Source organism: Streptomyces sp. NPDC039423 (assembly GCF_055598725.1).
This window is the reverse complement of the sequence record NZ_JBVKAH010000012.1, coordinates 28182-54900: the sequence shown is the minus strand read 5'-3', so window position 1 is coordinate 54900 and position 26719 is coordinate 28182. Positions and strand designations below refer to the sequence as shown.

General features: G+C 70.2%; 30 protein-coding genes and 1 pseudogene. 19 read left to right on the top strand and 12 right to left on the bottom strand.

Going from position 1 to position 26719, the window contains the following annotated elements:
- Positions 1–136: 136 nt before the first annotated feature.
- The 4 genes from ACZ7LK_RS29050 to ACZ7LK_RS29035 all read right to left on the bottom strand — a co-directional run bounded on the left by ACZ7LK_RS29050 (position 137) and on the right by ACZ7LK_RS29035 (position 2727).
- Entirely contained in the window at positions 137–457 is a 321-nt protein-coding gene (locus tag ACZ7LK_RS29050) for a helix-turn-helix domain-containing protein (RefSeq protein WP_189594303.1), read from the bottom strand.
- Positions 458–479: 22 nt separating this feature from the next.
- Positions 480–1553, bottom strand: a complete 1074-nt coding sequence (locus tag ACZ7LK_RS29045; RefSeq protein ID WP_471144187.1) for a tyrosine-type recombinase/integrase — start codon at positions 1551–1553, stop codon at positions 480–482.
- A 183-nt stretch (positions 1554–1736) separates the two neighbouring features.
- On the bottom strand, positions 1737–2282 hold the full coding sequence (locus tag ACZ7LK_RS29040; RefSeq protein ID WP_471144186.1) for a hypothetical protein: 546 nt from the start codon (positions 2280–2282) through the stop codon (positions 1737–1739).
- 235 nt (positions 2283–2517) lie between these two features.
- Positions 2518–2727, bottom strand: a complete 210-nt coding sequence (locus ACZ7LK_RS29035; protein WP_471144185.1) for a hypothetical protein — start codon at positions 2725–2727, stop codon at positions 2518–2520.
- Between the two features lie 360 nt (positions 2728–3087).
- Between ACZ7LK_RS29035 and ACZ7LK_RS29030 the strand changes: the two are divergent.
- Together ACZ7LK_RS29030 and ACZ7LK_RS29025 are read left to right on the top strand one after the other, a co-directional pair.
- Positions 3088–3433: pseudogene (locus ACZ7LK_RS29030) on the top strand (IS30 family transposase); the annotation flags it as partial.
- A 156-nt stretch (positions 3434–3589) separates the two neighbouring features.
- Positions 3590–3988 (top strand): hypothetical protein, encoded by a 399-nt coding sequence (locus ACZ7LK_RS29025; protein WP_471144395.1) that lies wholly within the window; start codon positions 3590–3592, stop codon positions 3986–3988.
- Positions 3989–4122: 134 nt separating this feature from the next.
- Here ACZ7LK_RS29025 and ACZ7LK_RS29020 read toward each other — a convergent pair whose 3' ends face one another.
- The 6 genes from ACZ7LK_RS29020 to ACZ7LK_RS28995 form a co-directional block, all read right to left on the bottom strand.
- Positions 4123–4977, bottom strand: a complete 855-nt coding sequence (locus ACZ7LK_RS29020) for a hypothetical protein (protein WP_471144184.1) — start codon at positions 4975–4977, stop codon at positions 4123–4125.
- Complete coding sequence (locus tag ACZ7LK_RS29015; protein WP_471144183.1) at positions 4964–5089, bottom strand: hypothetical protein; 126 nt, start codon at positions 5087–5089, stop codon at positions 4964–4966. The genes ACZ7LK_RS29020 and ACZ7LK_RS29015 overlap by 14 nt, the downstream gene beginning before the upstream one ends.
- 42 nt (positions 5090–5131) lie before the next feature.
- Positions 5132–5320 carry a hypothetical protein gene (locus ACZ7LK_RS29010; RefSeq protein WP_471144181.1) on the bottom strand — a complete coding sequence of 63 codons (189 nt, stop codon included), beginning with the start codon at positions 5318–5320 and terminating at the stop codon, positions 5132–5134.
- A gap of 77 nt (positions 5321–5397) precedes the next feature.
- Positions 5398–6408, bottom strand: coding sequence for an NAD(P)H-dependent glycerol-3-phosphate dehydrogenase (locus ACZ7LK_RS29005; RefSeq protein WP_471144179.1), 1011 nt, complete (start codon positions 6406–6408; stop codon positions 5398–5400).
- A complete protein-coding gene (locus tag ACZ7LK_RS29000; protein ID WP_471144177.1) occupies positions 6405–7058 on the bottom strand; it encodes a class I SAM-dependent methyltransferase in 654 nt (217 codons plus the stop codon). Before ACZ7LK_RS29000 ends, ACZ7LK_RS29005 begins: the two co-directional genes overlap by 4 nt.
- A gap of 259 nt (positions 7059–7317) precedes the next feature.
- A complete protein-coding gene (locus ACZ7LK_RS28995) occupies positions 7318–7959 on the bottom strand; it encodes a YcaO-like family protein (RefSeq protein ID WP_471144393.1) in 642 nt (213 codons plus the stop codon).
- Positions 7960–8327: 368 nt separating this feature from the next.
- Between ACZ7LK_RS28995 and ACZ7LK_RS28990 the strand changes: the two genes are divergently transcribed.
- The gene (locus tag ACZ7LK_RS28990; RefSeq protein WP_471144175.1) at positions 8328–9074 is read left to right on the top strand and encodes an NUDIX hydrolase; all 747 of its coding nucleotides are present in this window, start codon (positions 8328–8330) and stop codon (positions 9072–9074) included.
- A 10-nt stretch (positions 9075–9084) separates the two neighbouring features.
- On the opposite strand, the gene ACZ7LK_RS28985 is transcribed toward ACZ7LK_RS28990, so the two are convergent.
- The gene (locus ACZ7LK_RS28985) at positions 9085–10458 is read right to left on the bottom strand and encodes a hypothetical protein (RefSeq protein ID WP_471144173.1); all 1374 of its coding nucleotides are present in this window, start codon (positions 10456–10458) and stop codon (positions 9085–9087) included.
- A gap of 195 nt (positions 10459–10653) precedes the next feature.
- Between ACZ7LK_RS28985 and ACZ7LK_RS28980 the strand changes: the two genes are divergently transcribed.
- The 12 genes from ACZ7LK_RS28980 (at position 10654) to ACZ7LK_RS28925 (ending at position 22490) form a co-directional block, all read left to right on the top strand.
- Complete coding sequence (locus ACZ7LK_RS28980; RefSeq protein WP_471144172.1) at positions 10654–11445, top strand: 2-keto-4-pentenoate hydratase; 792 nt, start codon at positions 10654–10656, stop codon at positions 11443–11445.
- 57 nt (positions 11446–11502) lie between these two features.
- The gene (locus ACZ7LK_RS28975) at positions 11503–12372 is read left to right on the top strand and encodes an acetaldehyde dehydrogenase (acetylating) (RefSeq protein WP_471144170.1); all 870 of its coding nucleotides are present in this window, start codon (positions 11503–11505) and stop codon (positions 12370–12372) included.
- Positions 12373–12386: 14 nt separating this feature from the next.
- Positions 12387–13415, top strand: a complete 1029-nt coding sequence (gene dmpG, locus ACZ7LK_RS28970) for a 4-hydroxy-2-oxovalerate aldolase (RefSeq protein ID WP_471144168.1) — start codon at positions 12387–12389, stop codon at positions 13413–13415.
- Positions 13412–14392, top strand: a complete 981-nt coding sequence (locus ACZ7LK_RS28965) for a beta-ketoacyl-ACP synthase III (protein ID WP_471144167.1) — start codon at positions 13412–13414, stop codon at positions 14390–14392. The genes dmpG and ACZ7LK_RS28965 overlap by 4 nt, the downstream gene beginning before the upstream one ends.
- On the top strand, positions 14389–14619 hold the full coding sequence (locus ACZ7LK_RS28960; RefSeq protein WP_471144165.1) for an acyl carrier protein: 231 nt from the start codon (positions 14389–14391) through the stop codon (positions 14617–14619). Before ACZ7LK_RS28965 ends, ACZ7LK_RS28960 begins: the two co-directional genes overlap by 4 nt.
- A 6-nt stretch (positions 14620–14625) precedes the next feature.
- Positions 14626–15471, top strand: coding sequence for an HpcH/HpaI aldolase/citrate lyase family protein (locus ACZ7LK_RS28955; RefSeq protein WP_471144163.1), 846 nt, complete (start codon positions 14626–14628; stop codon positions 15469–15471).
- Positions 15468–15998, top strand: coding sequence for a MaoC family dehydratase (locus tag ACZ7LK_RS28950; RefSeq protein WP_471144161.1), 531 nt, complete (start codon positions 15468–15470; stop codon positions 15996–15998). The genes ACZ7LK_RS28955 and ACZ7LK_RS28950 overlap by 4 nt, the downstream gene beginning before the upstream one ends.
- Before the next feature lie 12 nt (positions 15999–16010).
- Positions 16011–17183 carry a GNAT family N-acetyltransferase gene (locus tag ACZ7LK_RS28945; RefSeq protein ID WP_471144160.1) on the top strand — a complete coding sequence of 391 codons (1173 nt, stop codon included), beginning with the start codon at positions 16011–16013 and terminating at the stop codon, positions 17181–17183.
- A gap of 813 nt (positions 17184–17996) precedes the next feature.
- Positions 17997–18989 carry a competence protein CoiA family protein gene (locus ACZ7LK_RS28940; RefSeq protein WP_471144158.1) on the top strand — a complete coding sequence of 331 codons (993 nt, stop codon included), beginning with the start codon at positions 17997–17999 and terminating at the stop codon, positions 18987–18989.
- A gap of 482 nt (positions 18990–19471) precedes the next feature.
- Positions 19472–20572: a bifunctional DNA primase/polymerase gene (locus ACZ7LK_RS28935; RefSeq protein ID WP_471144157.1), complete on the top strand. Its 1101-nt coding sequence runs from the start codon at positions 19472–19474 to the stop codon at positions 20570–20572.
- Positions 20573–20622: 50 nt separating this feature from the next.
- Positions 20623–22092, top strand: a complete 1470-nt coding sequence (locus tag ACZ7LK_RS28930; RefSeq protein WP_471144391.1) for a DNA primase family protein — start codon at positions 20623–20625, stop codon at positions 22090–22092.
- Positions 22089–22490 (top strand): DUF6009 family protein, encoded by a 402-nt coding sequence (locus ACZ7LK_RS28925; protein ID WP_471144156.1) that lies wholly within the window; start codon positions 22089–22091, stop codon positions 22488–22490. The genes ACZ7LK_RS28930 and ACZ7LK_RS28925 overlap by 4 nt, the downstream gene beginning before the upstream one ends.
- A gap of 171 nt (positions 22491–22661) precedes the next feature.
- Here ACZ7LK_RS28925 and ACZ7LK_RS28920 read toward each other — a convergent pair whose 3' ends face one another.
- Positions 22662–23234, bottom strand: coding sequence for a hypothetical protein (locus ACZ7LK_RS28920; RefSeq protein WP_471144154.1), 573 nt, complete (start codon positions 23232–23234; stop codon positions 22662–22664).
- Between the two features lie 591 nt (positions 23235–23825).
- On the opposite strand from ACZ7LK_RS28920, the gene ACZ7LK_RS28915 reads away from it, so the two are divergent.
- The 4 genes from ACZ7LK_RS28915 (at position 23826) to ACZ7LK_RS28900 (ending at position 26573) form a co-directional block, all read left to right on the top strand.
- A complete protein-coding gene (locus tag ACZ7LK_RS28915) occupies positions 23826–24050 on the top strand; it encodes a hypothetical protein (protein ID WP_471144152.1) in 225 nt (74 codons plus the stop codon).
- A complete protein-coding gene (locus ACZ7LK_RS28910; RefSeq protein WP_471144150.1) occupies positions 24047–24952 on the top strand; it encodes a sigma factor-like helix-turn-helix DNA-binding protein in 906 nt (301 codons plus the stop codon). Before ACZ7LK_RS28915 ends, ACZ7LK_RS28910 begins: the two co-directional genes overlap by 4 nt.
- A complete protein-coding gene (locus ACZ7LK_RS28905) occupies positions 24949–25779 on the top strand; it encodes a hypothetical protein (protein ID WP_471144149.1) in 831 nt (276 codons plus the stop codon). The genes ACZ7LK_RS28910 and ACZ7LK_RS28905 overlap by 4 nt, the downstream gene beginning before the upstream one ends.
- A gap of 533 nt (positions 25780–26312) precedes the next feature.
- Positions 26313–26573 (top strand): hypothetical protein, encoded by a 261-nt coding sequence (locus ACZ7LK_RS28900; RefSeq protein ID WP_471144147.1) that lies wholly within the window; start codon positions 26313–26315, stop codon positions 26571–26573.
- The last annotated feature ends 146 nt before the right edge of the window (positions 26574–26719 follow it).

Below are 26719 nucleotides of genomic sequence, written 5' to 3'. Positions count from 1 at the left end.
CCGGCACCGATGGCAGCGGCGCTTGTAACCGCCGCGGGGCGTCCATCTGAGGCAGGTCTGGCAGCTGCCCAGCGGACGGACCGGTCCCCAGCCATGGCAGCGGACGCATTCGCTGATCACCATGGGTCCCGCCGCCTCAGTTCGGCGGCAGGCCGCGGCGGGGCCCGCCACCGCGACGCGGAACCGGCCGGACCGGCCCGCCCTCCCGCTGTTCGCCGACGGCCCGCTGCTGCGGTTGCTCGCGCTGCGCCAGGTGCTGCTGAGGCTCGGCCACCATCAAGTCGGCGACCGTGCAGTCCAGGGCCGCGCAGATCTTGTCCAGGTCCTCCAGCCGGACAGTGACCGGCTTGCCCGACCACAGGGCCGCGACCTTGCTCAGGGAGGGGGTGAACCCGACCTCCCGAAACGCCACCAGCAGTTGCGTCGGCCGCCAGATGTCCCGCTGGGCCGCTACCATGCGCAAGTTCCACTTCACCGTCTCACGCCTCTCCAATCAGGCGTCGCACCGCTCGGTGCGACGCTGCCAGGCTCGCCTTCTCCGGGTCGGCCTTGACCGATCCCAGGTAGCCGACCGTGGTGGTCGGCCACTCGTGGCCGAGGATCTTCTGCACGTCCCACAACGGCATGCCCGACTCGTAGTTGTGGGTCGCGCACGCGTGCCGTAGAAGATGCGGGTGAAGCGTGGTGACCGGCCCGGTCAGATGCAGCTTCGAGGCGGCCTTCAGCGCCCGCCGGAACGCATCCGATCCGACCGGCGGGGCGATGGGGACGTTCAGTGAGGCGACCGCCGTTGGCAGCCGTTCCGAGGGCCACAGCGGCGCACACGGGTCGCAGGGATCGTCGGCGAACTCTCCGCGGATCTCCTCGATGTACCACCACAGCAGTTCGCGGCCCTCGGCGAACAGATACGCCTCCCGCTCGCGCGGGCCGGAGCCCCGGGCGCCCTTGCCCTGAACGACGAAGCGACCCCACTGGCCGAGTTCCCAGTGGACGTCGCCGATCCGCACCGAGCACAGCTCGGTCGCCCGGACGCCTGAGATGTACGCGATCTTCGCCATGACGTAGTCGCGTGCGGCCACCGGGTACTTACGAGCGTGCGGCAGATCCTTGCGCCAGGAGGCGAAGAACTCCGTCGTCGCCCGCTTCGACGGCGGGATCCGCAGCCCGAACTCCCCACGGTGCCGGGGCTGGTTGAACGGGTCGATGGGCGACTCGACGGCCGCTCCGAAACGCCGCAGGATCTCGCCCGCGTACCGCTGCTCCAGGAAGGCGAAGAAGCCGTCGATCCGGACCATCTTCTGCCGCATGGTCCTGTGCGCCCGCTTGCCGGGGCCGGCGAAGTAGCAGTCGACCTGCCGTGAGGTGAGATGCCACGGCACGGTGTCGTAGAAATCGCACACCTCGATGATCGGCTGCACCACCTGCCGCAACGTGGTCGCTGCGAGCCCGGCCACGTCCCGCGCCCACGTGTACTCGGCCACGGTGTCGTGGAAGAACGCCACCTCGTCCGCCTCGCTGGAGATAGCTGCGGCTCGCTCTTGCAGCGTCAGCACATCCGCCAGGCCCTCTTCTTGTGCTCGGGGTTCCTGCGGCGCCGGGGCCCAGGTGGTGGTACCAGCGACAGCCGACGACTTCCTGAATCCGCCATGGACCGGCAAATTACGCGGATTGCTCGCATATTCTGCCAGTTATCGCGGAGATCCCACACGAACGAGTGAGAGACCAGAACGTGCCAGCTACCTGCTGAGATGCGACAACATCAGCCAAGGGCCGCTCAGGGAACCCGTCGGAACTCCACTTATCTCCAGGACATCGGCGGCGGCCTGCGCAGTGATGTACTGCTCGCCGTCGGCCTCCTCGACGAGCTTGTCCAGATCGGCGATCAGGTAGCGGTCCGCACGCCCGGTGGCGATGCGGCCCTCGCGGCCCATGCGGGCGATGTCGCTCCAGTGCCAGCCGATCCGCTCGGCGGCCGCGTCCTGGGGCAGGCTCGCCTCGAACCACGCCACCCGTTCGGCGACGATCGTGCGCAGCAGCTCGACGTCGACTTCGCGCGCGGCCTTGGTGGAGTACAGCGGCCAGCCCTTGTACCGGTCGACCTCGGCCAGGACCTCCCGCTCCACGAGCACTTCGACGTCCGGCGCGCGGACCGGCTCGCCAGTGATCTCGGCGAGCATGTCGGCCAGCCGGTTGGTGCCCAGTGCCTCCGGCCACGTCTCGTCTTCGGGCGGCGCGGCTTGCTCGGGGACGGTCGCCTCTGCCGTCGTCGCGGTGCCCGTCATCGGTGTACCTCTGTGGTCTGCGAATCGGTGTGCGGGTGCTGCTCTTGCAGGGCGGCCATCTGCTCGATGGGGCGGATCGGTGGCGAGGGGCCGGTGGTCCCGGGGGCCTTCGCCGGCCCCCAGACCCCCGCGGCACCCACCGGCGCGGGAAGGAAGATAGGGGTTGCGCTGGGTGCGCGCCGGACGGCACCGCGGCCTGTGCCGTCCGGGGCGGGCGTGAACGGGCGTCAGTTCTTCACAGGCCGATCCCCTCGGTCGCGGCATCCTCGAACGCCTCACCCTCGTCCACGTATTCCCAGAACACGGGCGAGTTGGCCGACCAGCCGCCCTGGCGGCGCAACTTCTCGACGCGCTTGCCCTTCTTGCGGCCGGTGGTGACCAGACCCCGCCGGGCGGAGTGCCCGGTGATCCGGCGTCCGGCCAAGCCCGCGTACTGGGTCGACATCGTTGGCCTCCACAGAGTCAGGGCACGCCGCCTGCCCTCCCGCAGGGAGAGGTCGGGAGGGACGGCGCGGCCCCGCCCATGGAGCACCCCAGGGCGGGGCCGGACGCGGGTCTCTTCCGGGGGTGGAAGGGGAAACCCTGCTGATCACAGCCTTGCACGCGTTCCAGCCATGCAACAGGGGTCTGTCCGGAAATAGTTGATCGAGACACCGAGTGCCCGCCACCCTCGCCGGTGGCGGGCACTCGGTGTCCCCGAGCCTCTCCCGGCGCGGTGGTGACCGTCCTCCGCGTCCGCATCCCCTGACCGCGCCGCTCCGGCGTGGGGTCCGCGGCGCTGGACCAGGCCTCCAGCGGCGCCCATGTCAGGGATCTCCCAGCCCACCTGAAGCGCTCGCTGACCTGGGACCAGGGTGCCGAGATGGCTCACCACTACGCCTTCTCGCAGGCATCCGGCGTGCCGGTCTACTTCTGCGATGCCCGCAGCCCTTGACAGCGCGGCTCGAACGAAAACACCAACGGCCTGCTGCGGCAGTACTTCCCCAAGGGGACAAACCCTCGCCGAGCACACGCGGCGAGACCTGGAGGCCGTGGCGGCCGAACTGAACGACCGACCGCGGAAGGCGCTCGGCTGGGAGACACCAGCCGAGCGCCTTCGAAGAGTCCTGAACACCGCTCACAACGACTCACGTGTTGCGACGATTTGTTGAATCCGCCGATGTCCGGGGGCTCCGCGCGGTGTGCCAACCGGACACCGAACTCGCTCCTCGCCCGCCCTCGAGACTGGTAGGCCCGCATGTTCAGGAGTCGCGTATTCGCCGTCGCCGCCAGCCGATCGTCACCCTGTGTCAATGCTCTGCGGCATGATGACCGCCATGGACACCGAGATACTTGTACACGCCTGGCAGCGGCTTCTCGCTGACCCTCGCAAGTCGTGGGTGCTGTTCGAGCATGGCACTTGTGTCGTGCTGACCGCTCCGGAAGGGGAGCTTGCTGAACAGGCCACCGAGATCCTGAAGAAGTTCGGCCCTGCGCATGCCGGATCTTCCGCAGGAGACTTTGGGGTGATCGACCCCAAGGATGTCGAAGGATGGGTCGTCACCGGGCATCACAACGACGTCCTTACCTACGTCGGCCCCAATGAGCCTCAGGATCAGTCGCAGATCAGTGTCGGCCTGTTCGGACGTTCCAAGCGTCACCGGGACGGCACCGAGCTCCACGTCGTCCACGTTGAGGACAAACGAGGTTCAGCGGACCCAGCCTGAGTACTGCGGGCACCGTGCCGTAGATGCTGCATGGTGCACCACCATGGCGCGGACGTACGACGACACGGGCCCCGGCTCCCCTCGAAGGGGACCGCCGGGGCGCGCGGGTTATCTGGCCAAATAGACCAGGTCCGTCAGGCGGCGAAGGCGAGATAGGTGGCTGTGGTCAGCCCGGAGAGGGTGATGAGCTGGCGGGGCTTGAGGAGGGTGAAGGCGGCGTGCATGACGATGCCCGTGGCCGCCGCGTACGGCAGGGTCTGCGGAAGGAGCAGTGCTGGGGGCAGGGCGATCTCCAGGGTGATGGCAGCGGCTGCGGCCAGACGCCACAGGTGGATGTCGCGGGGGGTGAGGTTGCCGGTGCGGCGGCGGACGGCGGCGGGGACGGCGAACTGTCGGCGGTAGGGCAGTTGGTCGCGCACCTGGTGGAGGGTGTGGACCCATTGGGCGAGGTAGAGCCCGGAGCGGAACTGGTGGGAGCGCAGTTTTTGCCAGGCGGAGTTCCAGTAGATGTCGGTGGTGATGAGGACCAGCAGCACTTGGGCCCAGGTGTTGGCGGTGCTGGCGCCGTGCCGGAGGGTCAGTCCGGTGCCGAGGTCGCCGGCCAGCAGGAGGGCTGTTCCGGTGAGCAGGGTGTAGCGGACGGCGTTGGGGCTGCGAAGGTAGAGCAGCTCCATGGCGGCGCCGGCCAGGACGAGGGCGAGCGCTGGGCGCGGGGCGATGCCGAGGGTGAGGGCGAGGGCGGCGGCCGTGCGGGCGATGAGGGCGGGCCGGTAGGCGGTGGTCAGCAGGTGGGCCCTGCTGGGGCCGAAGCGCTCGGTGGCGAGGTGGGTGCTGAGTGAACCGGGGGCGAAGCGGTCCCAGCCGCCCTGGCCGAAGGAGAGGGTGAAGCGGGCGGTGAGCACGGCGCCGAACAGGATCCGGAAGCCGTGCAGGCGGGCGGGGTCGGTGGGGGTGTGGAAGCCGGAGGTGAGGGCGTCAAAGAACCACACGGCTGCGGGTCACCTCCATCGGCTGCTCGCCGCGGGCGGACAGGACGCGGCCGTGGCCGTCGATCCGGGTGTAGCGGCCGGTTGCGGTGAGGTGGTTCAAGATGGCCTGCAACTGGGGTGGGCCGAGGATGAAGCTGCCTGGGGAGAGGTGCTGCTAGACGTTGACCGGTTCGGTGCGGCCGTCGGGCCGGGTGCCGGTGAGCGTGGTGATGGTGAAGGTGGCCCGGCAGAACATCCGCCAGCGCAGCCAGCGGCCGGGCAGCGGGGTGAAGCCGGTGATCATCCACATGGTCAGGGCGGCGGTGACCGCGTACTGGACGGCGGTCGGCACGGATGGGTGCATGGCGGAGACCTCCGTGGCGGGAGGGCGAAAGGTGGAAGGCACCGGCCCCGGCGGTGGGCCGGGGGCGCGCGGGATGGTCAGCGCTCGGGCTTGGGGGGCCGCTGCATCAGCGCGGCCGCGGCTTGTTCGAGGGTGACCTTCTGCTGGAGGAGGGCGGCCATCACCTCGGTGATGGGCATCTCCACGCCGTGCGCGTGGGCCAGTTCGAGGATGGCTGCTGCGGACTTGACGCCTTCGGTGGTCTGCCGGGTGGCGGCCGTGGCCTGCTCGACGGTCATGCCCTGGCCGAGGTGGGCGCCGAAGGTGCGGTTGCGGGAAAGCGGAGAGGAGCAGGTGGCGACCAGGTCGCCGAGGCCGGCGAGCCCGGAGAAGGTGAGCGGGTCGGCGCCCATCGCCAGGCCGAGGCGGGCGGTCTCGGCGAGGCCGCGGGTGATGAGCATCGCCGCGGCGTTGTCGCCCAAGCCCATGCCGGAGGCGATGCCGACGGCGAGGGCGATGACGTTCTTCAGCGCGCCGCCGAGCTCGCAGCCAACCACGTCGGGGCTGGTGTAGGGGCGGAAGTACGGGGTGTGGCAGGCCTGCTGGAAGCGGCGGGCCGCGTCGGTGTCGGGGCAGGCGATGGTGGCTGCTGCGGGCTGACCGGCCATGATCTCGGCCGCGAGGTTGGGGCCGGAGAGGACCGCGATGCGGTCGGCGGGCACGCCGGTGGTCTGGGCGATGACCTGGCTGGCCCGCAGTCCGCTGCCCTGTTCGATGCCCTTCATCAGCGACACGATCACCGTGCGGGGGCCGATGAGCGGTGCCCAGGCGGTGAGGCTGGTGCGCAGGGACTGCGCGGGGATGGACAGCACGAGGAAGTCGGCGCCGGTCAGGGCAGCGGCCGGGTCGGTCGTCGCGGTCAGGGTGTCGGGCAGCTCGACGTCGGGGTGGTAGCCGGGGTTGCGGCGGGTGGTGTTGATGCCGTCGGCGATCTCGTGTCGGCGGGCGTGCACGGTGACCGTGGTGCCGGCGTCGGCGAGAACCTTGGCCATCGCCGTGCCCCAGGAACCGGCCGAGAGTACCGCCGCGCGGACGGGGGGGTGGGTCACGGCAGGGTCCTCTCGGGGGCGGCGGGCCGGGTGCCGGGCTCGCCGGACGCGGCCATCCTAGTGGCCGGGTCCGCTGCCACCGGAGCGCTTGGGGGGCGGCGCAGGGTGAGGAGCACCGCGCGGCGCCCGGGCAGGGTGGGCAGCACGCGGCCGGCTTCCTCCAGCATGCGGCGGGCCTGCTGCTCGCCGAGCTCGGCGTGCAGATGGTCGGCGTGGGCGATCCACAGCCGGTACAGCCGCTGCCACATGGCGGGCTCGTGGGGGCGTTCGTCGACGTGCTCGACCACCAGCCCGGCCGCCCGGGCCTGCTCGCCCCACGCCGGGGTGGTGCCCGAGCGCGTCGCGCGGGTCAGCAGCAGCCGGCCGCCGGGGGCCAGCACGCGGGCCAGCTCCCGGGTGGCGGCAGTGCGGTTGCCGGCGCGTCCGAGGGCGTCGACGCACACGATTCCGGCGGCCGCGCCGGGGGTGAGGCCGGTGTGCTCCAGGTCGGCGACGTGGAAGGCGGCGCGGGAGGAGGTCAGGCCGAAGGCGGGGCGGCGGGCGGCGGCCTGGTGAACGGCGACCGGGGACAGATCGAAGCCGACCAGGTGGCAGTTCAAAGCCCGGGCGAGCCACAGACCGATACCGCCGGCGCCGCACCCGGCGTCCACCAGGCGCCGGCCCGGGCCCAGGCGCAGTCGGGCGGCAAGCAGGCCGAGCAGGGGCCAGTCGCACGAGCTGGAGGGGGGTGGTCCCGGCCCATCGCCTCGGCGTAGAGGCGGGCGACCACCGTGGAGCGGGCGCGGGCGGCGTGGAAGGCGTCGTACTGGGCGGCCCGGGCGCCAGGCCCCGGCGCGGCGCCGGGTGCGCGGCCGGGCGCCGAGGTGGAGCTGTCCGGCGCCGGGGCCGTGCTGAGGGGTGTGGTGAGGTTCATCGCGGCATCCTCCTGACGCGGGAGCGGGCGCCGGGGCAGATCACCTGCACGGCGTGAACGGGACCGGCCGGCTCCACGGTCAGGTCCAGTGCCACCGGCTGGCGGCCGGTGACCTGCTGCACGCGGCGGGCCACCGTGCCGACCTGCTCGGCGAAGGACCCGCCGATCGGCTCCGGCCCCACGGCGGCGGCCAACGGCCACGGTGCGAGCCTGGAGGTCGCGGCCGGGCGGAAAGGGGCCCGGTCGGCGGGAGCGAGGTCGGTGGGCAGGTCGTCGCGGGTTCCGGCGATGACGGCCAGCCGGGACTGCGCCGCCTCGCTCACCGCCCGAGTCAGCGCGATGCCCGGCCGGAGGTGGCAGCCACCTCCGGCGAAGATCACCGGGTGATCCTCGGACCAGAGGTAGGCCACACACACCGGCAGGTCGTAGAGGTTTTGGACCATCGCGACTTCCAGCTCCAGCCCTGCGGCCGCGAGCCGGTCGAGCATCCAGCGGCCGTGCGGGTCGTCGACACTGGCCAGGTCGATCAGGGTGCGGTGCCGCCCGCCGGCCACGGCGTCCCGGTATAGCACGTCGCGCTCCGCCACCTCCAGCAGGCCGTGCAGCACGGCCTCGTGGTAGGTGTTGCCGGCGGCCAGGCCGGTGCTGGTGGCGCGCAGCAGGTCCGGCGCCCCTCGGGACGCTGGGCCCGGCGGCGGACCAGGTCCACCGGCAGCAACCGGACGGTACCGTCGCCAGGCCGGTCCGGATTGCGTGCGCGTGGCGCTGCGGGACCGCGCTGCGGCGCCGGGAGATCTGGGTGCCGGGCGGGAACCGGTGGCAGAACCCGAAGGACGATCTGCCGCCGCAGTCCGCCGCCGGGGGCGGGGTGGAAGTCGTCGGCGTCACCACGTGGGTGACCGCCGAAGTCCTCGTGCCGGAACCTGGACGCCCTCTGATCCCCTGGGGTGCCCCGGCTGGTCTCCAACCACCACGCCGCCACCTCTCAGGGTCCTACGATGAACGGGTGCCTAAGACGCTGCCCCCCGCGGTTGCCCTCTTCTTCGGCGTTGAGCGCCTCCAGCTCACGGAAGGGGAGGAACCGCGCCTCTCGCCCGCAGACGAAGCGGCCAGAGATCACGTGTGGGAGATGGCGGTCCAGGCCAACCCGGATCTCTTTGACGGGCCCGTGGTGGCCTGCGCTGGTCTGGAGCACATGGATCCGGGCGTCCTGAATTTGTCGTGGGCACGGGTTACCTACAGGCATTACGCCCTGCGCCGTGTCCCTGGCGCCACAGCCCTGCCGTCGCTGTTCGTGAACGTGCTTCAGCCCACCGATGGCGGCCGGGTGCTGGTGGCCAGGATGTCGTCCTCCACGGCTGCGCCTGGCCGTTGGCAGTTGCCGGGGGGCTCTGTGGAACCGCCGCGGGCGGGTGAGGGGCTGGCGGAGGCGGATTTGGCAAGACAGGCCGCGCGGGAGCTGTTCGAGGAGCTTGGGCTTGATGCCGGCGCGGAGGAGTTGAGGCTGTGGGCTGTGACCCGGGGGGAGAACGGCAGCGTCGGCCTGACGTATCGTGCCCCGGTTCTGCCGGAAGCGGCGGTACGGGACGCCTTTTCCGCTACTGCCGCCGCCGAGCGGGCTCAGGGGCGGGAGCCGGAGCTTGACGACATCGCCTTGGTGGGTTCCCCGCGGGAACTGAAGTTCCTGTCTGGTCCCCACGCGGACTACCTGGAGCCGCTGGTTCGGCGTTTCGCCGACCAGCTCAGGCGTTGACGCACAGAGTTCAGGTGCCGGCGAGGAACTCGCGACCGCGTTCGTCGAGCTCGGCCACGCACCGCAGTCCGCGGGCCCGGAACCGGGCGAGGTCGCCTCGCATCCTGGAGACGGCCTTTCGGGTCCGTACGGAGCGGACGCCGCCCATGTGGTCGATGGCGCGGTGCCAGGTGGCGCACGCCTGCTCGATGCTGCCGCGCTTGAGATGCATTTCGGCGCCCGCGACCAGGTCCAGGGCGACGATCCGCGCGTAGGTGGAGGATGGGCGTGCCGTGGCGGCCAGCGCGTACTGTTCGGCGGCGGCGCGGTGGTCGCCGATGGTCTCGTGGACCTTGGCGGTGCGGGAGTACACGGATGCGGCCGGCGGCCCCCATGCCAGCGCCCAGAACGGCACCTCGTCCCCGGGGGCGCTGGTCAGCAGGGTGCGGGCGTGGTCGGCGGCGGCCAGGGCGGCGCGGTGTTTGCCGTTCTTGGCCAGGGTGTGGGCGTGGACGACGCGGAAGAGGGCTTCGGTCTGGGCGTCGACGTGGCCCTTGGCCCGGTTCAGGCCGGTCTCCGCCAGGCCCAGGCAGTGCTCGGGGCGGTGGAGTCTGAGACCCTGCATGGCCATGGTGCGCATCACGAATCCGTCGTGCCCGCGAAGGCCCGACTCGGTGGCCAGGGCGTAGGACTGAAGGTAGTAGCGCTGAGCGAGCCCTTGTTGGCCGGCGTCGTAGGACTTCCAGCCGAGCAGGTGCACGCCTCGACTGGCGGCGGAGAGCATGTGCTGTCGGACCTCGTCGGTGCGGAACCGGGCCCGGCACAGCGGGGCGACATCGTCGCGGAGGTAGGTGACGAGCGCGCTGCGGCCGTGCTGTCCGCCGTGGCGTTCGTCCATTTCGGAGAACGCATTGATCATGTCGCGGACGGCGGCGACCTCGGCCATGCCGACGGTGTGACCGGTGCGTGCTGCGGCGGTGCGGGCGGCGATGTCCTGGACGTGGTGGAGTGGCAGGGCTGCGGCGGCGACGGAGTAGGCGGAGGCCGTCAGGAAGCGGCGGCGGTGCAACTCGTACCTCCACATGGGCAGCAGGGCGTCCAGGGGGTCGATCCCGAGGGACAGTCCGATGGTGTCACTTTCGGCCTCGGCTGTGGAGGGCAGTCCGAGGTCGGCGGGGGTCAGCAGGCGGCCCAGGCGTCGGGAGAGGGCGACCGCGAGGAAGCGGGGGGTATCCCCGCGGGGTGCGGAGCCGCCGATCCAGTGCTCGATGTTCGACTTGTTCGTGCGTAAGCGTGTGCCGCACTCGGCCGCGACGGCGCAGACGGCCTTGGCCAGCGCCTCGTAGGTGAGGCCGGATTCCGCGACGAGGGCTCTGAGCTGGTCGTTCGGCGTGCGCGTGGTCATGAGCACCTGCCTGGGATATACGCGATATACCGCTTGGCCTGCCCGCCACCGTACCGCTGTGAAGGGCACCCCGGTTGACTGTTCATCAGGCCCGAGCTCGGCGGCCGGCAGCCGTATCGACGCCGCCCCGGATCTGCTCCCGTGCCCACGTCTGCGAGCCCTACGGATGCTGCCCCATGCCCTGGGAGGACCTTCATGGATGAGCCGGATGACCGCTGGATCGCCGCCACCGCGGCGGCGCTGCTGGCTGCGGAACACGAGAGCGTACCGGTCGAGCCGCTGACCCGGCGCCGGCCCGGTCTGCCGCTGGAGACCGCCTACCACATCCAGGCGGCCACCGTGGCCCGGCACGTGGCGGCCGGTGCCCGCGTCGTCGGGTACAAGGCCGGCGCCACCTCCAAGGCCATCCAGGAGCAGGCGGGGGTCGACGAGCCGGACTCCGGTGTCCTCCTGGACGACATGGTGCTGCCCACCGGCAGCACCGTGCACCGCTCCGTGCTGATGCAGCCGCGGGTAGAGGCTGAACTGGCCTTCCGGCTCGGCAGCGACCTGTACGGGCCCGACGTCGCCCTGAAAGAGGCGCGGGCGGCGGTGAAGGAGGTGTTCCTCGCCCTGGAGGTGATCGACACCCGGTTCACCAGCTGGCAGATCACCATCGCGGACAGCATCGCCGACAACGCTTCCTGCGCGCGGGTAGTCACCGGCCCCATGGTGCCCGTGGACGAGGGCTTGGACCTGGCGGCCGAGCCACTCGTCGTGAGCGTCAACGGCACCGCCCTCGCCACCGGCGAGGGCCGGGCGGTCCTGGGCGACCCGCTGCTCGTCCTGGTCTGGCTCGCCGGACGGCTGCACCACTTCGGCGAAGGTCTGCGGGCCGGTCAGCTGGTCCTGGCCGGCGCCGTACACGCGAGCCTCCCGCTGGAGGCCGGGAGCACGGTCCGCGCCCGGTCGCTGCACCTGCCGCCGGTCGAGCTCCGCGTCCGGTGACCGGCCCGGCACCACTTCTTTGCGCACCCACCTCTCCCTTGACCGAAGGAGCGGCCGATGGCTGCTGAAGAACGAAGGCGCCGTGTCGCCGTACTCGGCGCGGGTCTGATCGGGGTCGACCTCGCTGGCAAGATCACCCGGTCGTCGAAGCTGGAGCTGGAGCTGGTGGCAGGCCGCAACCGCGACAGTCTGGGCCTGCGCCGGGCGGCACAGATGGGCCATCCCACGATCGCCGGCGGTGTCCGCGCCCTGGCGGAGGTCGAGGCGTTCGATTTCGTCTTCGACGCCACCAACGCCGACAGCCACGCCGAGCACTGGGCGGTCCTACGCCCGACCGGCACCACCTTGATCGACCTGACCCCCACGGGCCTGGGGACGGCCACCGTGCCGGGGGCCACGGGCCACAGCTCGGCAGCTCACCGGCATCTCAACCTCGTCAGCTGCGGCGGTCAGGCATCCATCCCGATCCTCCACGCCCTCGCCCAGCGCTGCACCCCGGCCTACATCGAGGTGATCTCCACGGGGGCGAGCGCGAGCGCCGGTCCGGCCACCCGCCTCAACCTCGACCAGTACATCGCCACCACCTCCGCCGCGATCCGGACCTTCACCGGCACCCGGGAAGTGAAGGTGATGGTGAACATCAGTCCCGCCCGGCCCGCCCCGCCGTTCCGGGTGGCCATGACCGTCCTCGCCGACACCTTCCGCCCGGCGCCGGTGCGTACGAGCATCGCGGCCGCCGCCGACGCCGTCCGCGCGTACGCGCCCGGGTTCAAGGTGACCTCCCTCGCGGTGGACCCCGGCCGGATCCAGGTCGTGGTGGAAGTGACCCCCTCCGGCTGCCACCTGCCCCGCCACGCCGGAAGCGTCGACATCATCAACGCCGCCGCCGTCCTGCTCGCCGAGCAGTCGGCCGCCGCCTCCCGATGAAGGGAACCACGCCCGTGAACAGCACGCCGAACGATCCTCGGCCCCCCGTCGTGATCCACGACCCGACCCTGCGCGACGGACACCACGCGGTCGGCCACCAGCTCGACGCCGACCAGCTCCGCGCCTACGCCACCGCCGCGAACGCCGCCCGGGTGCCGGTCGTGGAAGTCGGCCACGGCAACGGCCTGGGCGCCTCCAGCCTCCAGATCGGCCGCGCCCTCCTCGACGACACCACGATGCTCACCACCGTCCGCGAAGCCCTCACCTCCTCGAAGATGGGCGTCTTCATGGCCCCCGGCTGGGGCACCTCCGACGACCTGACGGCCGCCGTCCACCTCGGCGCCGACGTCGTACGCATCGCCGCGCACTGCACCGAGGCCGACGTCACCGAACGCCACCTCGGAACCGCCCGCGACATCGGCGCCGAAGCCCAGGGCGTCCTACTCATGAGCCACATGGCCAGCCCCGAACGCCTCGCCGAGCAGTGCGCCCTGATGGTGAAGTACGGCGCGCAGGCCGTCGGCATCATGGACTCCGCCGGCCACTACCTCCCCGGCGACGTCGCCGAGCGGATCCACGCCATCGCCTCGGCCGTGGATGTCCCGGTCATCTTCCACGGCCACAACAACCTGGGCCTGGCCGTCGCGAACTCGCTCGCCGCCGTGGACGCGGGGGCGTCCCTCATCGACGCGACCGCCCGCGGGTTCGGTGCCGGAGCAGGCAACACCCAGCTCGAAGCCCTCGTGGCCGTCCTCGACCGGCGCGGCTTCGACACCGGAATCGGCCTGCGCGAGATCCTGTCCGCCGCCGACATCGCCGCCGACCACCTGATGAAGGCCCCGCCCTCCATCGACTCCATCGCGGTCGCCGGCGGCCTGGCCGGAGTGTTCTCCGGGTTCAAGCGCCCCGTCCTGGAAGCCGCCCGCGCCGAAGGCGTCGACGCCATCGACCTGTTCCTCGCCCTCGGGGAGCGGCAGATCGTCGCCGGGCAGGAAGACCTGATCGGGGATGTCGCCCGGCAGATCAAGGCGGACACCCGATGACCCGGGCCGCCGTGGTCGCCGCGGCCGGCTCCGCGCTCCCTGCGTCCGTCGTCTCCAACGAGGACCTGACCGCGCGCCTGGACACCACCGACGAGTGGATCCGCTCACGGACCGGCATCACCCGCAGACACGTCGCTGGAGCGGAGCAGTCCACCGCCGACCTCGCCGTCCGGGCCGCCATGCAGGCCCTGACCAGCAACAAACCGGAGAGCGTGGACGCCCTGGTCCTCGCCACGACCACGCCGGACCGCTGTTGCCCGGCCACCGCGCCCACCGTCGCCATGCGCCTGGGCCTCACCGGGATCCCCGCCTTCGACCTGGCCGCCGGCTGCACCGGCTTCCTCTACGCCCTGGCCACCGGCGCCGGGCTCATCGCCGCCGGAACCGCGCGGACGGTCCTCGTCATCGGGGCGGACCGCCTGGCCAGCCTCCCCCGCCCCGACGACCGCACCACCGTTCCCCTGTTCGGCGACGGCGCCGGCGCCCTGCTCCTGCGGCGCGGCACCACCGACGAGCCGGGGGCGCTCGGCCCGGTCGTGCTGGGCAGCGACGGCACCGGCGCGGACCTGATCCGCGCCGACCACTCTGGCGCCCTCCACATGGACGGAGCCGACGTCTTCCGCCACGCCGTCGACCGCATGGCCGCCGCCTCCCGGCAGGCCGCCAACGCCGCCGGATGGGACCTCGGTGACGTCGACCGGCTGGTCCCGCACCAGGCCAACAGCCGCATCACGGGCTTCGTCGCCCACCAGCTCGGCGTCCCCGCCGACCGACAGCTCAGCAACGTGGGCGAGGTCGGCAACACCGGCGCGGCTTCCATCCCCCTTCTGCTGGACCGCGCCGTCGCCGACGGACACCTCAAGCCCGGCCACCGCACCCTGCTCACCGCGTTCGGCGCCGGACTGACCTGGGGCGCCCTCACCCTCACCTGGCCCGACCTCTCCCGGGCCCGCCGCCTGGAAGGACCCTCGGCATGACCGGTGACCTCGTCCGCATCCTGACCGACGACCTGGGGCTGGCCGCCGACCGGCTGGCCGACGACGCCAGCCTCGACTACGCCGGTTTCGACTCCCTCGCCGTCGTCGAGCTCTCGGTCCTCCTCACCGACCGCTATGGCATCGACGTCACCGACAGCGACATCACGAGCGCCGCCACCCTCGGCCAGCTCGACCGCCTCATCACCAGCAAGCGCACCGGAAGGTAGACCACCATGACCCACAGCAGCCGCCGGCCCGGACGGGCCTGGATCATCACCCCCGGCCTGCGCACCGACCGCTTCGAGGCCGCCCGCTCCTCCGGGGCATCCGTCGCCGTCGTCGACATCGAGGACTCCGTCGCCCTGGCCGACAAAGAGACCGCCCGCACCGCCTCCGAAGCCTTCTTCGCCCTCCCCGAACCGCCGTGCACGCTCGGGATCCGCATGAACAGCCTCACCACCCGCGACGGCATCAAGGACCTCGTCGCCCTCGCCGCCTATGCCTCCCGCCCCGACCTGATCGTGGTCCCCAAGGTGGAATCCGCCCGCGACGTCGAACTCGTGGCCGCCGCCCTGGACGCCGACGGCTACACCCCTGACATCTGGGCCCTGATCGAAACCCCCCGTGCCCTGAACGCGCTCCCCGAGATCACGCACGCGCCCCGCCTGGGCGGCGTCATCTTCGGCTCCGCCGACTACGCCGCCTCCGTCCGCTGCGCCCTGGACTGGGACTCCCTGCGCTACGCCCGCTCGGCCCTCATCAACGCCGCCACCGCCGCCAACATCCCCGCCCTCGACGCCCCCACCTGGGAAATCGACGACCCCAACGCCCTGCGTCGCGACGCCGAACGCGCCAAGGGACTCGGCTTCTACGGCAAGGGCTGCGTCCACCCCCGTCACGTGGAGGTGATCGACGACGTCTTCACCCCCACCGCCCAGGAGATCGCCGAGGCCCGCGCCATCGTCACGGCCGCCGACGCCAGCGGCGGCTCGGTCACCACCGTCGACGGCCACATGCGCGGCACCCCCTTCTTCAACGCGGCCCGCGCGCTGGTCGCCGAAGCGGACCGGACCTCATGAGCACCGCGCTGCCCCACGGATACCGGGCCATCGGCGACGACCGGATCCGGGAGAGCGTCGGCCTGTCCTATGGCGAGCTCACACCCGGCCTGGTCGTCGAGCACCGGCCCGGCCGGACCGTCACCGAACTCGACAGCCTCCTCGGCGCCGCCCTGAGCGGCAACGTCGCCCCCATCCACACCGACGCCCACTACAGCAGCCAGACCAAGTGGGGCCGGATCCTGGTCTGCTCCGGCGTCACCCTCAACCTCGTCGCCGGCATGACCGTCCGCAGCATCAGCGGGTTGACCACCGCCAACCTCGCCGTCGACCGCGTCCGCTTCACCGCCCCCGTCCACATCGGGGACACCCTCTACACCGAAACCAGGATCCTCACCCGCCGCCCCTCGGAGAGCAGCCCCGGCAACGGCGTCATCACCTGCCACACCATCGCGCGCAACCAGACGGACACCGACGTGATGGCCTTCAACCGGACCTTCCTGGTCCCCCTGGACGCCGACACCGTCCGCGACGCCACCCACTACTAGAAGGGCGGGCCCATGAACCATCAGCTGACCTTCACCGCGGCCGACGGCGGCCTGTGGGAGCAGTACGACCAGCTCGCCGCCCGCGCCTACGGACACCCGATCTCCGACGTCACCCACCTGCGCGAGCACGCCGACCTCCAGGTCGCCCTCCGCAGCGGCCGCGTCGTCGCGGGCGGCCTCGGCCTCCTCGTCGACCAGTTCTTCGGCGGCGCCCCCGTACCCAGCGCCTGCCTCGGCGACGGCTGCGTGGCCCCGGAAGAACGGGGCGAGCACCTGGCCACCGACATGGCCACCGAACGCCTGCGGTCCCTCATCGACCGCGGGGCGGTGATCTCCACCATCGTCACCTCCTCCACCGGCTACGCCCGGCGCCTCGGTTGGGAGGCCCCGGTCGACGTCCTCGCCTGGGCTGTGGCCACCGACGACCTCAAGAGGGCCTTCACCGGAGAGGACTTCGAAGTCGAGCACGGACTCACCGACGAAGCCGAAGACCTCCAGCACCAGCTCGCCCGGCAGTGGAACGGGCCCGTCCACCGCCCCGCCTGGTGGACCCGGTGGAAGCAGGAGAAGAGCAGCCTCACCACCTACCGCTTCGCCCGCCCGGGCCTGCCCACCGCCGGCCTGCTCACCCTTGCGACCAAACGGCACGAGCGCCACGGCATGAGCCTGGTCGTCCACGACTTCTGGGCCGCCAGCCAGCCCACCGCCGCCGCGATGCTCGCTTTCCTCGGCCGACACAACACCCGGGCCCGGACCATCAACTTCCGCCGCGGCGCCCTACCGCCCTACCCGACTCTGCTCCACGGCCTCCGCCATCACCGCGCAACCGCAGAGTCCTGGCACCCCTGGATGCTCCGCATCCTCGACGCACCCGAGGCCATCCGACTGCGCGGCTGGCCCGCCGACCTCACCATCACGATTTACGTCGAGATTGAGAATTTGATTGGCGACGGCTGGGACCGTTGCCTGCTCCACATCAAGGACGGGTCCGCGGAACTCACCCCCACGTCCGTACCTGGGGAAGTGACGCTCAGCCGGAGGCAGCTCGCGGTCTGGTACGCCGGCGGGTACCGCACGACCACCAGCGCCCGCCTGGCCGGATTCCAAGCCGTCTCCGAACGAGCTCTTGCGAGCATGATCCGAAGTACAACAGATCACGAGCCGTGGCTCCCGGACCACTTCTAGAACCACAAGCCCCCGTGAGCCAGTAGCGAAGGCTGCCCCTGCAACCAAACTACAGCCCTGAGTGTCCAGGATCCAGGTGGCCGATGCGGGCCCGGGAGGCGAGGGTCGCGGCGTAGACGTCGGCCTTGTTGGACGTCATCAGCAGCGCCCCTGGCGCCTCGTCGGCGACCGGGATGGCCAGGGGGTCGACTTGCCCGCGCGGGGCGCCATGATGGCGATGTAGGTATCTTCGTCGGAGCCGCGCAGCTCCACGCCGGAGGGCAGGTGGTTCGCCGAGCAGGACGCCCCGGTCGCGAGCCGGGATCTGCTTCGGCTCGGTCTCCTTCAGCGAGGCGCGCAGGCGGGCCGCGGTGCGGGCCCGCGTGCTTCGGGGTGAGGTCACGGACCTGGTGCAAGGTGGCCAGGTGGCGGGGGTTGTGGAACCAGCGCAGCGACACCCGCAGTCCCCACACGACCAGGGCGACGACGGCCACGTCGAGCAGTCCGGCGCCGATGGCGGAGGCGGTCGGGGAGCCGCTCCAGACCGCCGACCAGTCGGTGGCCATGCGGTAGATGGTCACCGGGGAGGCGGGCGCGGCGGGTTCGCCGGTCAGGACGGCGCCGGCGGCCGCTCCGGCCCAGCTGGCGGCGGACAGCGTCACCGCGCCGCCCAGCACGATGCCGCCGAAGGCCCATGCGCGGTCGTTCTCGGTCATCATCAGCGTCCACCCGGATTCCGCCTGCTTGGCCGTCGGGGTGGGGGAAGAGGAGTGATGATCTTTTGGGGAGGGCAGAGGTACATCGCCCTGGAGGAACATCAGGCAGGGGAGGGGCGTGGTGCAGGACGACTTATTGGTGGTGGGGTTCGATCTGGAGACTCGGCGGGAGGTGCACGTCGCCGAGCGCCCAGCGGAGCAGTGGAAGCGGCTCGGGTATCGCGGGACAGGTCAACTGGTGTGCTTCTACTGCTTCCATGGGTTCGAGGCCCCGGTAGGCACCCGGGTGCCGCTGGTTACGCGGGGCAGGGTGGGTGGGAAGGTTCGCCGGCACTTCGCGCACCCGCCTGGCCGAGCCCCGGCGGGAGGGCACGGCCCTGAGACGGTCTGGCACATCACGACCAAGCACGTCTTGGCGGCTTGGGCCCGCTCCCTGCCGGGCGTCGAGCGTGTGCGGCTGGAGCAGTGGACGGAGGATCGCGCCCGGCGGGCCGATGTCGAAGTGCTGCTGAAGGACGGCACGAAGGTGGCGCTGGAGGCCCAGCGCCAGCTGATGGCGGACGATGGATGGCTGGCCCGCCATCGGGACTACGCCCGGCAGCAGGTAGTTGATGTGTGGTTCTGGCGCCCGCGGGTGCACTTCCCACACATCGTGCTCCGAGAGGGACTGCCGGTGTGGTTCTACTCCGTCTCCAAGCGAGAAGCGGCGACCTCGCTGGGACTGGCGCATGCACGCGTGCACCAGTGGTGGCGGGCGCCGGACCTGTCGGTCTTCGCCCTGCATCACCCGCCGTGCCCACTCGACGCGCTGGAGAGGGTGACGATTCCGCTCGCCGTCCTGCACCTGGGCCACGGCGGCGTAGTGCTGCCGGCGGACCTCCGTACGCGGCTGCAAGAGTCTCAGCAGCAGGCGCGAAAGGAAGCGGAGCAGCGTCGGGCGAGCGAAGCACGCCATGCCCGCCAGGCCCGCGAGCGGGCCGCCCAGGCATCCCAGCAGGCGGTGCTGCCCATACCTCGGCCGCCAGTGGCGGTTGGCGACTTGCAGTGCGAGGTGTGCCACCGTCCACTGGATCCTCTCCTGGCGAGGAGCCGGCGTCACATCCTGTGCTGACGGCCCCAGGCGGAGCTCCCCTCCGTCGCTGATCTCACCCGCCTTGGCCAAGGTTGAGTCGCTTCAGTCGCTTGAGTACCTGCTCGGAGGCAGCGTCGAAGGGGCAGCGACTGAACGTCAGCGACCGGCCGGGCCTCAGTCACTTGGCAGGAACTGCAGGTCAGAAGCCTTTGGGTCGCGAACTAGCGACTCAAGCGACTCTGGGTGGGGTATATGGGCGAAACCGCATGTGCGCGTGTGCGTCATATATAGGAACCTTCAGTCGCTTCAGTCGCTGTTCGCTGTTCTATCAGCCTCTGACCTCGGCTTTACCCATGGAGACCGTGGACGGTGTTCAGACGCCCTGGGTCGCTGCTCCGCATCTTCAGTCGCTGAGAAGCCGGCTCGGCACGCCGCCGTAGGGCAGGTTGATCCGCCGAACAAGCGTTTTCGCTAGGCTGTGTCCGTCGTTGAGTCGCTTCGGTCGCTGATGGGGGAGTCGCATGCCTGCTGACCTGCGGATTTCTCCCAGCGACTCAGGATCTGTCCCGCCGGTCGCTGAGTCGCTGGCCATCGCACGGTGGTGTGTCAGCCACGGCTGGCCTGTGCACCCCCTGGCTGCGGGGAGAAAGACCCCGGCCTCGAACTGTGTGAGCTGTCAGCAGCGGGACCACAAACGCGAGACCTGCACCTGCCGTGCCGCAGGGCGCTGGTGCCACGGCTTCCACGCCGCGACCCTGGACATGACCCGCATTGGCCAATGGTGGGGCACACGCCCGCATATGGGCGTCGGTGTCTCTTGTGGGCCAGCCAACCTTGTCATCATCGACGTCGACGCCCACGCGGCCGAGCCTCCTCCCCGTGACAGGCTCCTGCCCGGCATTCCCATCGCGGCCGACATCGACGTCTCATCCATGACCACCGGCTTCCACACCCTGGCCGTCCTCGCGGCCTTGCGAGGCCAGCCCAGCCCCGCCGACGACGACACCACGCTGCGCGTACGAACGCCCTCCGGAGGCCTGCACATCTGGTACCGAGCCACCGACAGCCGCCGCTGGCAATGCTCCGCCGGCTCAGGCACCAACCGCGGCCTTGCCTGGCAAGTCGATGTCCGAGCTCACGGCGGATACATCGTCGCTCCTGGAACCCGCACTTCGGCCGGCACCTATCTGCCCGTGGGCACTGCCCGTACCCCGGCACCCTTGCCGGACTGGCTCGCCCTCGAGCTGGAGCGCACCAACCACCTGCCCGCCGCACACATCCCTGCCCCCAGACCTGTTCCCGCCCGAGCCAGGCAAGCGGTCGTAGCAGCCGGCGGCGGCCGCGACGCGGCGACCAAGACCCTGGCGACCGTTCTTGCCGAGGTCGCCGCGTGCGCCGCGGTTCCCGAAGGAGCGGCCTTCTCCGAGAAGCTCAACCGCGCAGCCTTCACCGTGGGAGGGCTTACGGCCGCCGGTCACCTCACGGAGCAGGACGCCGAACGTGTCCTGTTGGAGACAGCAGTCCTGGCCCGTCCAGGCCAGGAACGCCACTGCCTGCAGATCATCCGCAGCGGTATGCGCGCCGGTTCCCGGCGTCCCCTGAGCCCTGGGAGCCGTCTGTGAACACGCCCGTCGGCGGCGACAATGTCCTGTTCGACTTCGACCCCCAGGCCATGGCCGAGCAGATCATCGCCAAGACTGTCGCCGCCCCCGTGCCCTCCCAGGCAGCCGGCGAGGCCACCTACGGTCAGGGGCCAGCCACCGCGCATGGTCTGCTCCCCGATACTCTGACCGACCGAGGCAACGCCAAGCTGTTCGTACGGATCTACGCCTCTGACTTCCGGCACGTCCCCGGCCTTGGCTGGTACCGGTGGGACACCACCCGCTGGCAAATGGACGAGGACGACACCGTGCTCTGGGCCGCCGGCGACCTTGGCGAGCACATCGCCACCACCGACCCGCGCGGTCTCCACACCGCCGAAGCGCTCAAGAAGCACCGCAGACGAGCATTGAGCACCTCCGGCATCAACGCCATGCTCGCCCAGGCGAAATCGGCCCCCGGCATGGTCCTCAACGCAGCCCTCCTGGACGCCGACCCCTACGCCTTGTGCACCCCAGCCGGCATCGTCGACCTGCGCACCGGCCTGGTCCGCACCCCCGACCCGAACAAGGACTTCCACTCCCGCTCCACCACCACCGGCCCAGCCGCCGTCCCCACCCCGCGCTGGAACCGGTTCCTCACCGACACCTTCGGCGACGACACCGACGGCGCCGAAATGATCCGATTTCTCCAGCTCCTCCTTGGCTACTCCATCACCGGCGACGTCGGCGGGCAGGTCATGCCCTTCCTCTTCGGCGCGGGCAAGAACGGCAAGTCCGTCCTGCTCGACGTCCTGATGAAGCTCCTCGGCGACTACGCCGACGCCGCGCCCCCCGGCTTCCTCATGGCACGCCCCTACGAAGGACACCCCACCGACCTCGCCGAACTCCACGGCCGGCGCGTCATCGTCTGCTCCGAGGTCAAACCCGGCGACAAGTTCGACGAGGCCCGCGTCAAGCTCCTGACCGGCGGCGACCGCATCAAAGCCCGCCGCATGCGCCAGGACTTCTTCTCCTTCGCCCCCACCCACAAGCTCTGGCTGCTCGGAAACCACCGCCCGGAAGTTGGCACCGGAGGCTTCGCCTTCTGGCGCCGCATGCGCCTGATCCCCTTCGAACGCACCGTCTCCGACGACCGCAAGATCGACAACCTAGCCGACATCCTCGTGGCCGAAGAGGGCCCTGGCATCCTCAACTGGCTCATCGAGGGAGCACGCCGCTACCTCGGCGGCGACAAAGACCTCACCGGCCCCGACAAGGTCCGCATCGCCACCAACGCCTACGCCGAAACCGAGGACCACACCGGCCGCTTCTTCGACGAAGCCTGCATCCTGAACCCCGACGCGCGCACCGAACAGTCCAGCCTGTATGCCGCGTACAAGGCCTGGTGCCAGAGCGAAGGCTCCCCACCCGTCTCCAGCCGCGCCTTCGCCGCCCGAGCCCGGGAGCTCGTCGGCCTGTCCTCCCCAAAAGAGATGATCTTGTCCAATTCGCGGAAGTACTACCCTGGTATCGGACTGCTCGCCGACGAGGAGATGGCATGAGCGCCCTGATCAGCGACGACGAGATCAAGCACGAGACCGAACTCGTCTGGCTCGAGGACATCACCAACCTTGACTACGTGCGCCAAAGCCTCGACCGCCTGCCCACCCGCAGCGGCAAACCGGCGTACTTCCGCGACGGACGCATGGTCGGCTACGCCATCCTCGGCCCCAAAGCCAAAGCATCCCGCGCCTCCGGCACCTTCCGCCGCCGCGTCTTCTGGCTCCTGCCCCACGACCGCGACACCGCCCCCGACGGCCTCTACGCCACAGGGGCGCCGGCCGAAGCCGTCGATCCCCGAACGGTGACCGCCGGCAGCCGAGGACGGAAGACCGAACGGTCCGAAGGAGGCCCCCCTTCGGCAGCCATGCAGGAGCTGGGGATAACGCTTCCGCTCTGACTGCCGTCAAGTACGGGCGGCCGCTCAGGGCTAACCTCAGTCCAGCGGGCAACGTCGACTTGGGTGTGCACGGACCCGCACGGCCGAGCCGACGTCGAGTGAGGTAAGGCCCGTGCGCATGCCGGTGACCTCTGACAGCAGACGCTATGAGGTCGGACACCCTCGGGCTGCTTACTGCTGCTCCTCCACGTCCGTCACTTCGACGGTTAGATTCGCCGCGCTTGTTGACGTGGATAGGGACGTGGGGTGGTAGGAGACGGAGGTCTGGTTTGTCAGTTCCATGGTCTGGACGATCGATCCGTCCTCCGAGCCGCGCACCTCATAGGTAATCGCGTAAGACTTCCCCGGATCCAGCGGTAGCGCCCCGACGTAGGACACCTTCGGTTCCACAGTGACGTTACATCCGGCGGAACCGAAGCATTGCTTCGAAGTGGTTTTCAGGGTGACGCTAAAGTCTTCGGGCGTGGGAACGACGTTGTACGTTTCCTTGGGCGCATTCGGATCCTCGTGAGTCGCAGCTGCCTCCACCGGTGTGGTGCTTCCCGGAACGGAGTGCGTTGCTGTCTGAGTTTCTCCACCAGAGGGGTGAGAGTCGCCGATGGTGAGCAAAAGGATTAGCGCCACGACGGCGCTCGACGCCACGCCTAGGCCGAACCCCATCAGGAACGGGGCTCGACGCTGGCGCGGGGAAGATGGAGGGGGGATGGTGGGCATCGGAGGGATCGCACCAGTCTGCTCACTCACAGTCGACCTCTTCACCTGCTGGACATGGCGGCATGCGGTTCGTCGCACTTCATGATGCTTCAACTAAGTCGCCCGCGTGCGGCTTTCGGTGACATGGACCACCCCCTACTGCACACGAGATACCCCTCCACGGCTCGCCCACCAGGCAGGTGCACTGGACAGGGCGCCGCCCACCCAGAGCCTGTGCCGATGTGCAGGACGGCAGGGGGCGCTTGATGCTAGCCACGATGGAAGCGCCCCCCTCGCAGCAACAAGGGGGGCGACGGGCCTTCCGGACAGAAAGGCGTATCGGCGCCGAGGCACCTACTGCCTTCCATTGGAGGGGCCCCAGCCCGACGGCGCAAGCAAAACGGGGAACGTTCCGCTGACCGGTACTTTCCGCCAGGGGTGGTGCGCTACGGCGCACGGCGTACGTTGCGCGCCCCTCCTGTCGTCGGGGCGCGCGCCGGTGGAGGCGAATGTTCCCGCTTCTTGATTTCACGCGCCTGGTACTGGACGCGGACTCCATGCTGGTTCCGGCTCGCTCACATGGCGTCAGCAAACGCTGCGGGCCTTCCGGACAGACAGCAGCGAAACAGGCTGAGGACACGCATGAAGCACGGCAAGGTGATCACCGCGGTGGCGGCACTCGTGGTGATCTTCACGTTAAGCGTGGTGATGCTCGTGATGGGGCAGCCGGTTGCGGCGATCACCACCCTCATTCCTTCGATGGCCCTCGGTGTGCAGCACATCGTGCAGGCCACCGCCCCACCCGCCCCCACGCTCCCACCCGTGCTGCACCCCGCTGAGGAGCGAGAGCGGGAGCAGCACGGATGACGACACCTCCCGCCCCTCAGGGCATTCCCCCACGCGGCAAGCCCGGCCGTCGACTCGGCCCCATCCTTCCCGGCACCGGACCCGCGCACAGGGCCTGGCTCCAGCCGCTGCGCGACGCCTTCTACGCCAGCGGAATGACACTCGGGGAACTGCACCAGCGAACGGGATGGCCCAAGTCGAAGCTTTCGGAACTCCTGCGGGCCGCTGGACGCTACCCGCGCTGGTCGTTCACCCGCGACGTCATGACGGGACTGGACTGGTCCGGCATGACGTACAAGGTCGTGCGGCTGCAATGGGTCCAAGCGGCCCGTGAGGCGAACAAGCGCACAGCCTGGATCACCGCATGCCTGGCCCAGAGCGGAGACTCCACCCTGGCCGACTCCGACGCGGTCCCGCTGGACTACTACGCCTTCCGCGAGATGCACCAGGACCACTACACCGCCTACGCCCTGACCTTCCTCCGCGGCCCCGCTACCGCTGATAAGGCTGTGAGGGATGTCTTCACCCTGCTGCTGTTGCTCTGGCCGGACGCCCTTGGCAGCGAACGGCTCGAGCAGTACGCCTGGGAGCTGCTGCGGGAGACGGTCCTGGAAAGGGCACCGAAAGAAAACGGCCGACCCACGCTCGTCGATGCGGCCTTCGACACCCTCGCTTTGAAGACCAGTACAAATCCCATGCACCAGATCACCGAATCTATGACCCTCTTCCGGGCCATCAGCCACCTACCATCCCGGCAGATGGACGTCACCGTCCTCAAGCACCTGCGCGGTCTGACCGATGCCCAGGTAGCCGATGAAATGGGCCTGTCCCTCGCGGCGGTACGCTCCACAGCCCGCCACGCGAGGCGCACCCTCAACGCATTGATCTACTCCCAGCATCACCAAGGAGGGACACCCCGGTGACCTCACCCATCGACGAACTCCTCTCCCGCGCCCGCCTCATCGACCGCCCTTACGTGCCGCTGGACATCACCCACACCAGCAAGCCCTCCGCCTGCCCCCAGGTGTCCACCACCGCCCCGGGTCCAGGAGCTGGTGAAGCTGACCGTCGCGCGGCGGCCGAGGATCTGACCGCGCTCTGTGAGACCGTCGTGAGTGACGACGCGGCCGTTGCCGCTCTGGGAGAGTTCCTCACCGAGCCCTTCGGCGCCCGCGTCCTCGGCTGCATCCTGCAACTAACCGACGCCGAGGACTCCGCCCGCTTTTGGTGGCAGTACGCCGCCGGCGCCGGCGACGCCGCGGCCTCCTACTGCCTCTACCTCCACCACCTCGCCCTCGGCGAGCAGGACCAGGCCACCTGGTGGCACCAGCAAGCCGCCCCCACCCCACCACCGACCTCTGAAGAACACCAGCCGACGCAGTTCGTCGACCCCGAACGCAACATCGCCACCGACGCAAGCCTCCCCACCACCCTTCGCGTACTGAAAGCCCTCAAGATCCACACCGGCCACGCCAAGGATGAAACGCCCACCGTCGAAGCGGTCATCGACTACGTCTCCGCAGCCGTCAGCTACGTCGACGACGATGTCGAGCTGCCCCTGCCCGACCCCGACTTCACTGAACACATCCGCGCCCTGACCACCCACACATCCCACCGGCCGCCCGGCTCGCGGACAACGTCCCCTCTGCCCGCCCGCTCGCCTCGTAAGACGTCCGCGATCGCCACGGCCAGACGGCGCACACTCCGCCACCCCGACCAGTTACACCCCGCCCCCCGGACCAACCTCTGACCGGTCAGGGCTGCCGACGGGGCTGCATGGTGCCAGGGTTAGGTTCACAAGATGGATATCGATATCGAGGGGCTCGCGACGGGAGCTGGTCCGGCGATCCGTGGCATGGTAGAGGACCTGGGCGGTGACCTGGGGGCGTTCAGCGTGACCCGCTGGCGGCTGTGCCGCTCCTGGGTGACTTCGTCAGGTCCGCGTCCGGGGCGGCGCCTGGAGGGCCGTCCCCAACCCTGCCGTACCCAGGGGGTGGGCCCGTCATCGAGGTCCGCGGCGCTGACGGGCAACTGCGCCACGTGGATGTCATGTCTCTGGTGTTCGAGGAACTGCATCCGGTCCCCCAGCGGATTCCGCGCCTGGTCCCACACGCCGTGGGCTTGGCCGGCCACGCGCCGCATGCGTGAACCGGCTACAGGGCGGCCTCAGCCCCAGGTTTCGCGGCTGATGAGGGTGGGGCCGAGGTGGCGGGCGGCTACGAAAATGATGGCTGGTACGGGACCTTCTTCCCTCGCGTGCTTGTAGGTATGGACGATGCAAGTGTGTACCAGATGGACCGGTCCGCCGGGCGCCCAGCAGTCGTTGGTGGACCGGGGCCGGTTCTGTGGGCGGGTGAGGGCGAAGCGGACGAGCATGGTGCGGTGGTCTTCAACCAGGAAGTGGTCGACGATGGCCCGGTTGCCGAAGTCGAGGCGGTCGAAGACGACGGCGACGTCCTCGAGCCTGTACGGCGCCTGCTGCAGGGCTGGCAGCACGTCGAGGACCGCGTCACCGCGGGCGAGCAGCCTGGCGCGCTCGTGTGAGTTTCCCCAGGGCGGCGGGTCAGGGTTCCTGTACTTCTCAGGGACCTCTTCTGAGCACAACAGGGTGCCCACGTAGGGGCCGGTCCCATCGTGCCTGACTGCTGACGCTGCCCCAGTTCAGGCTCGCGTTGACACAGAGTTCGCCT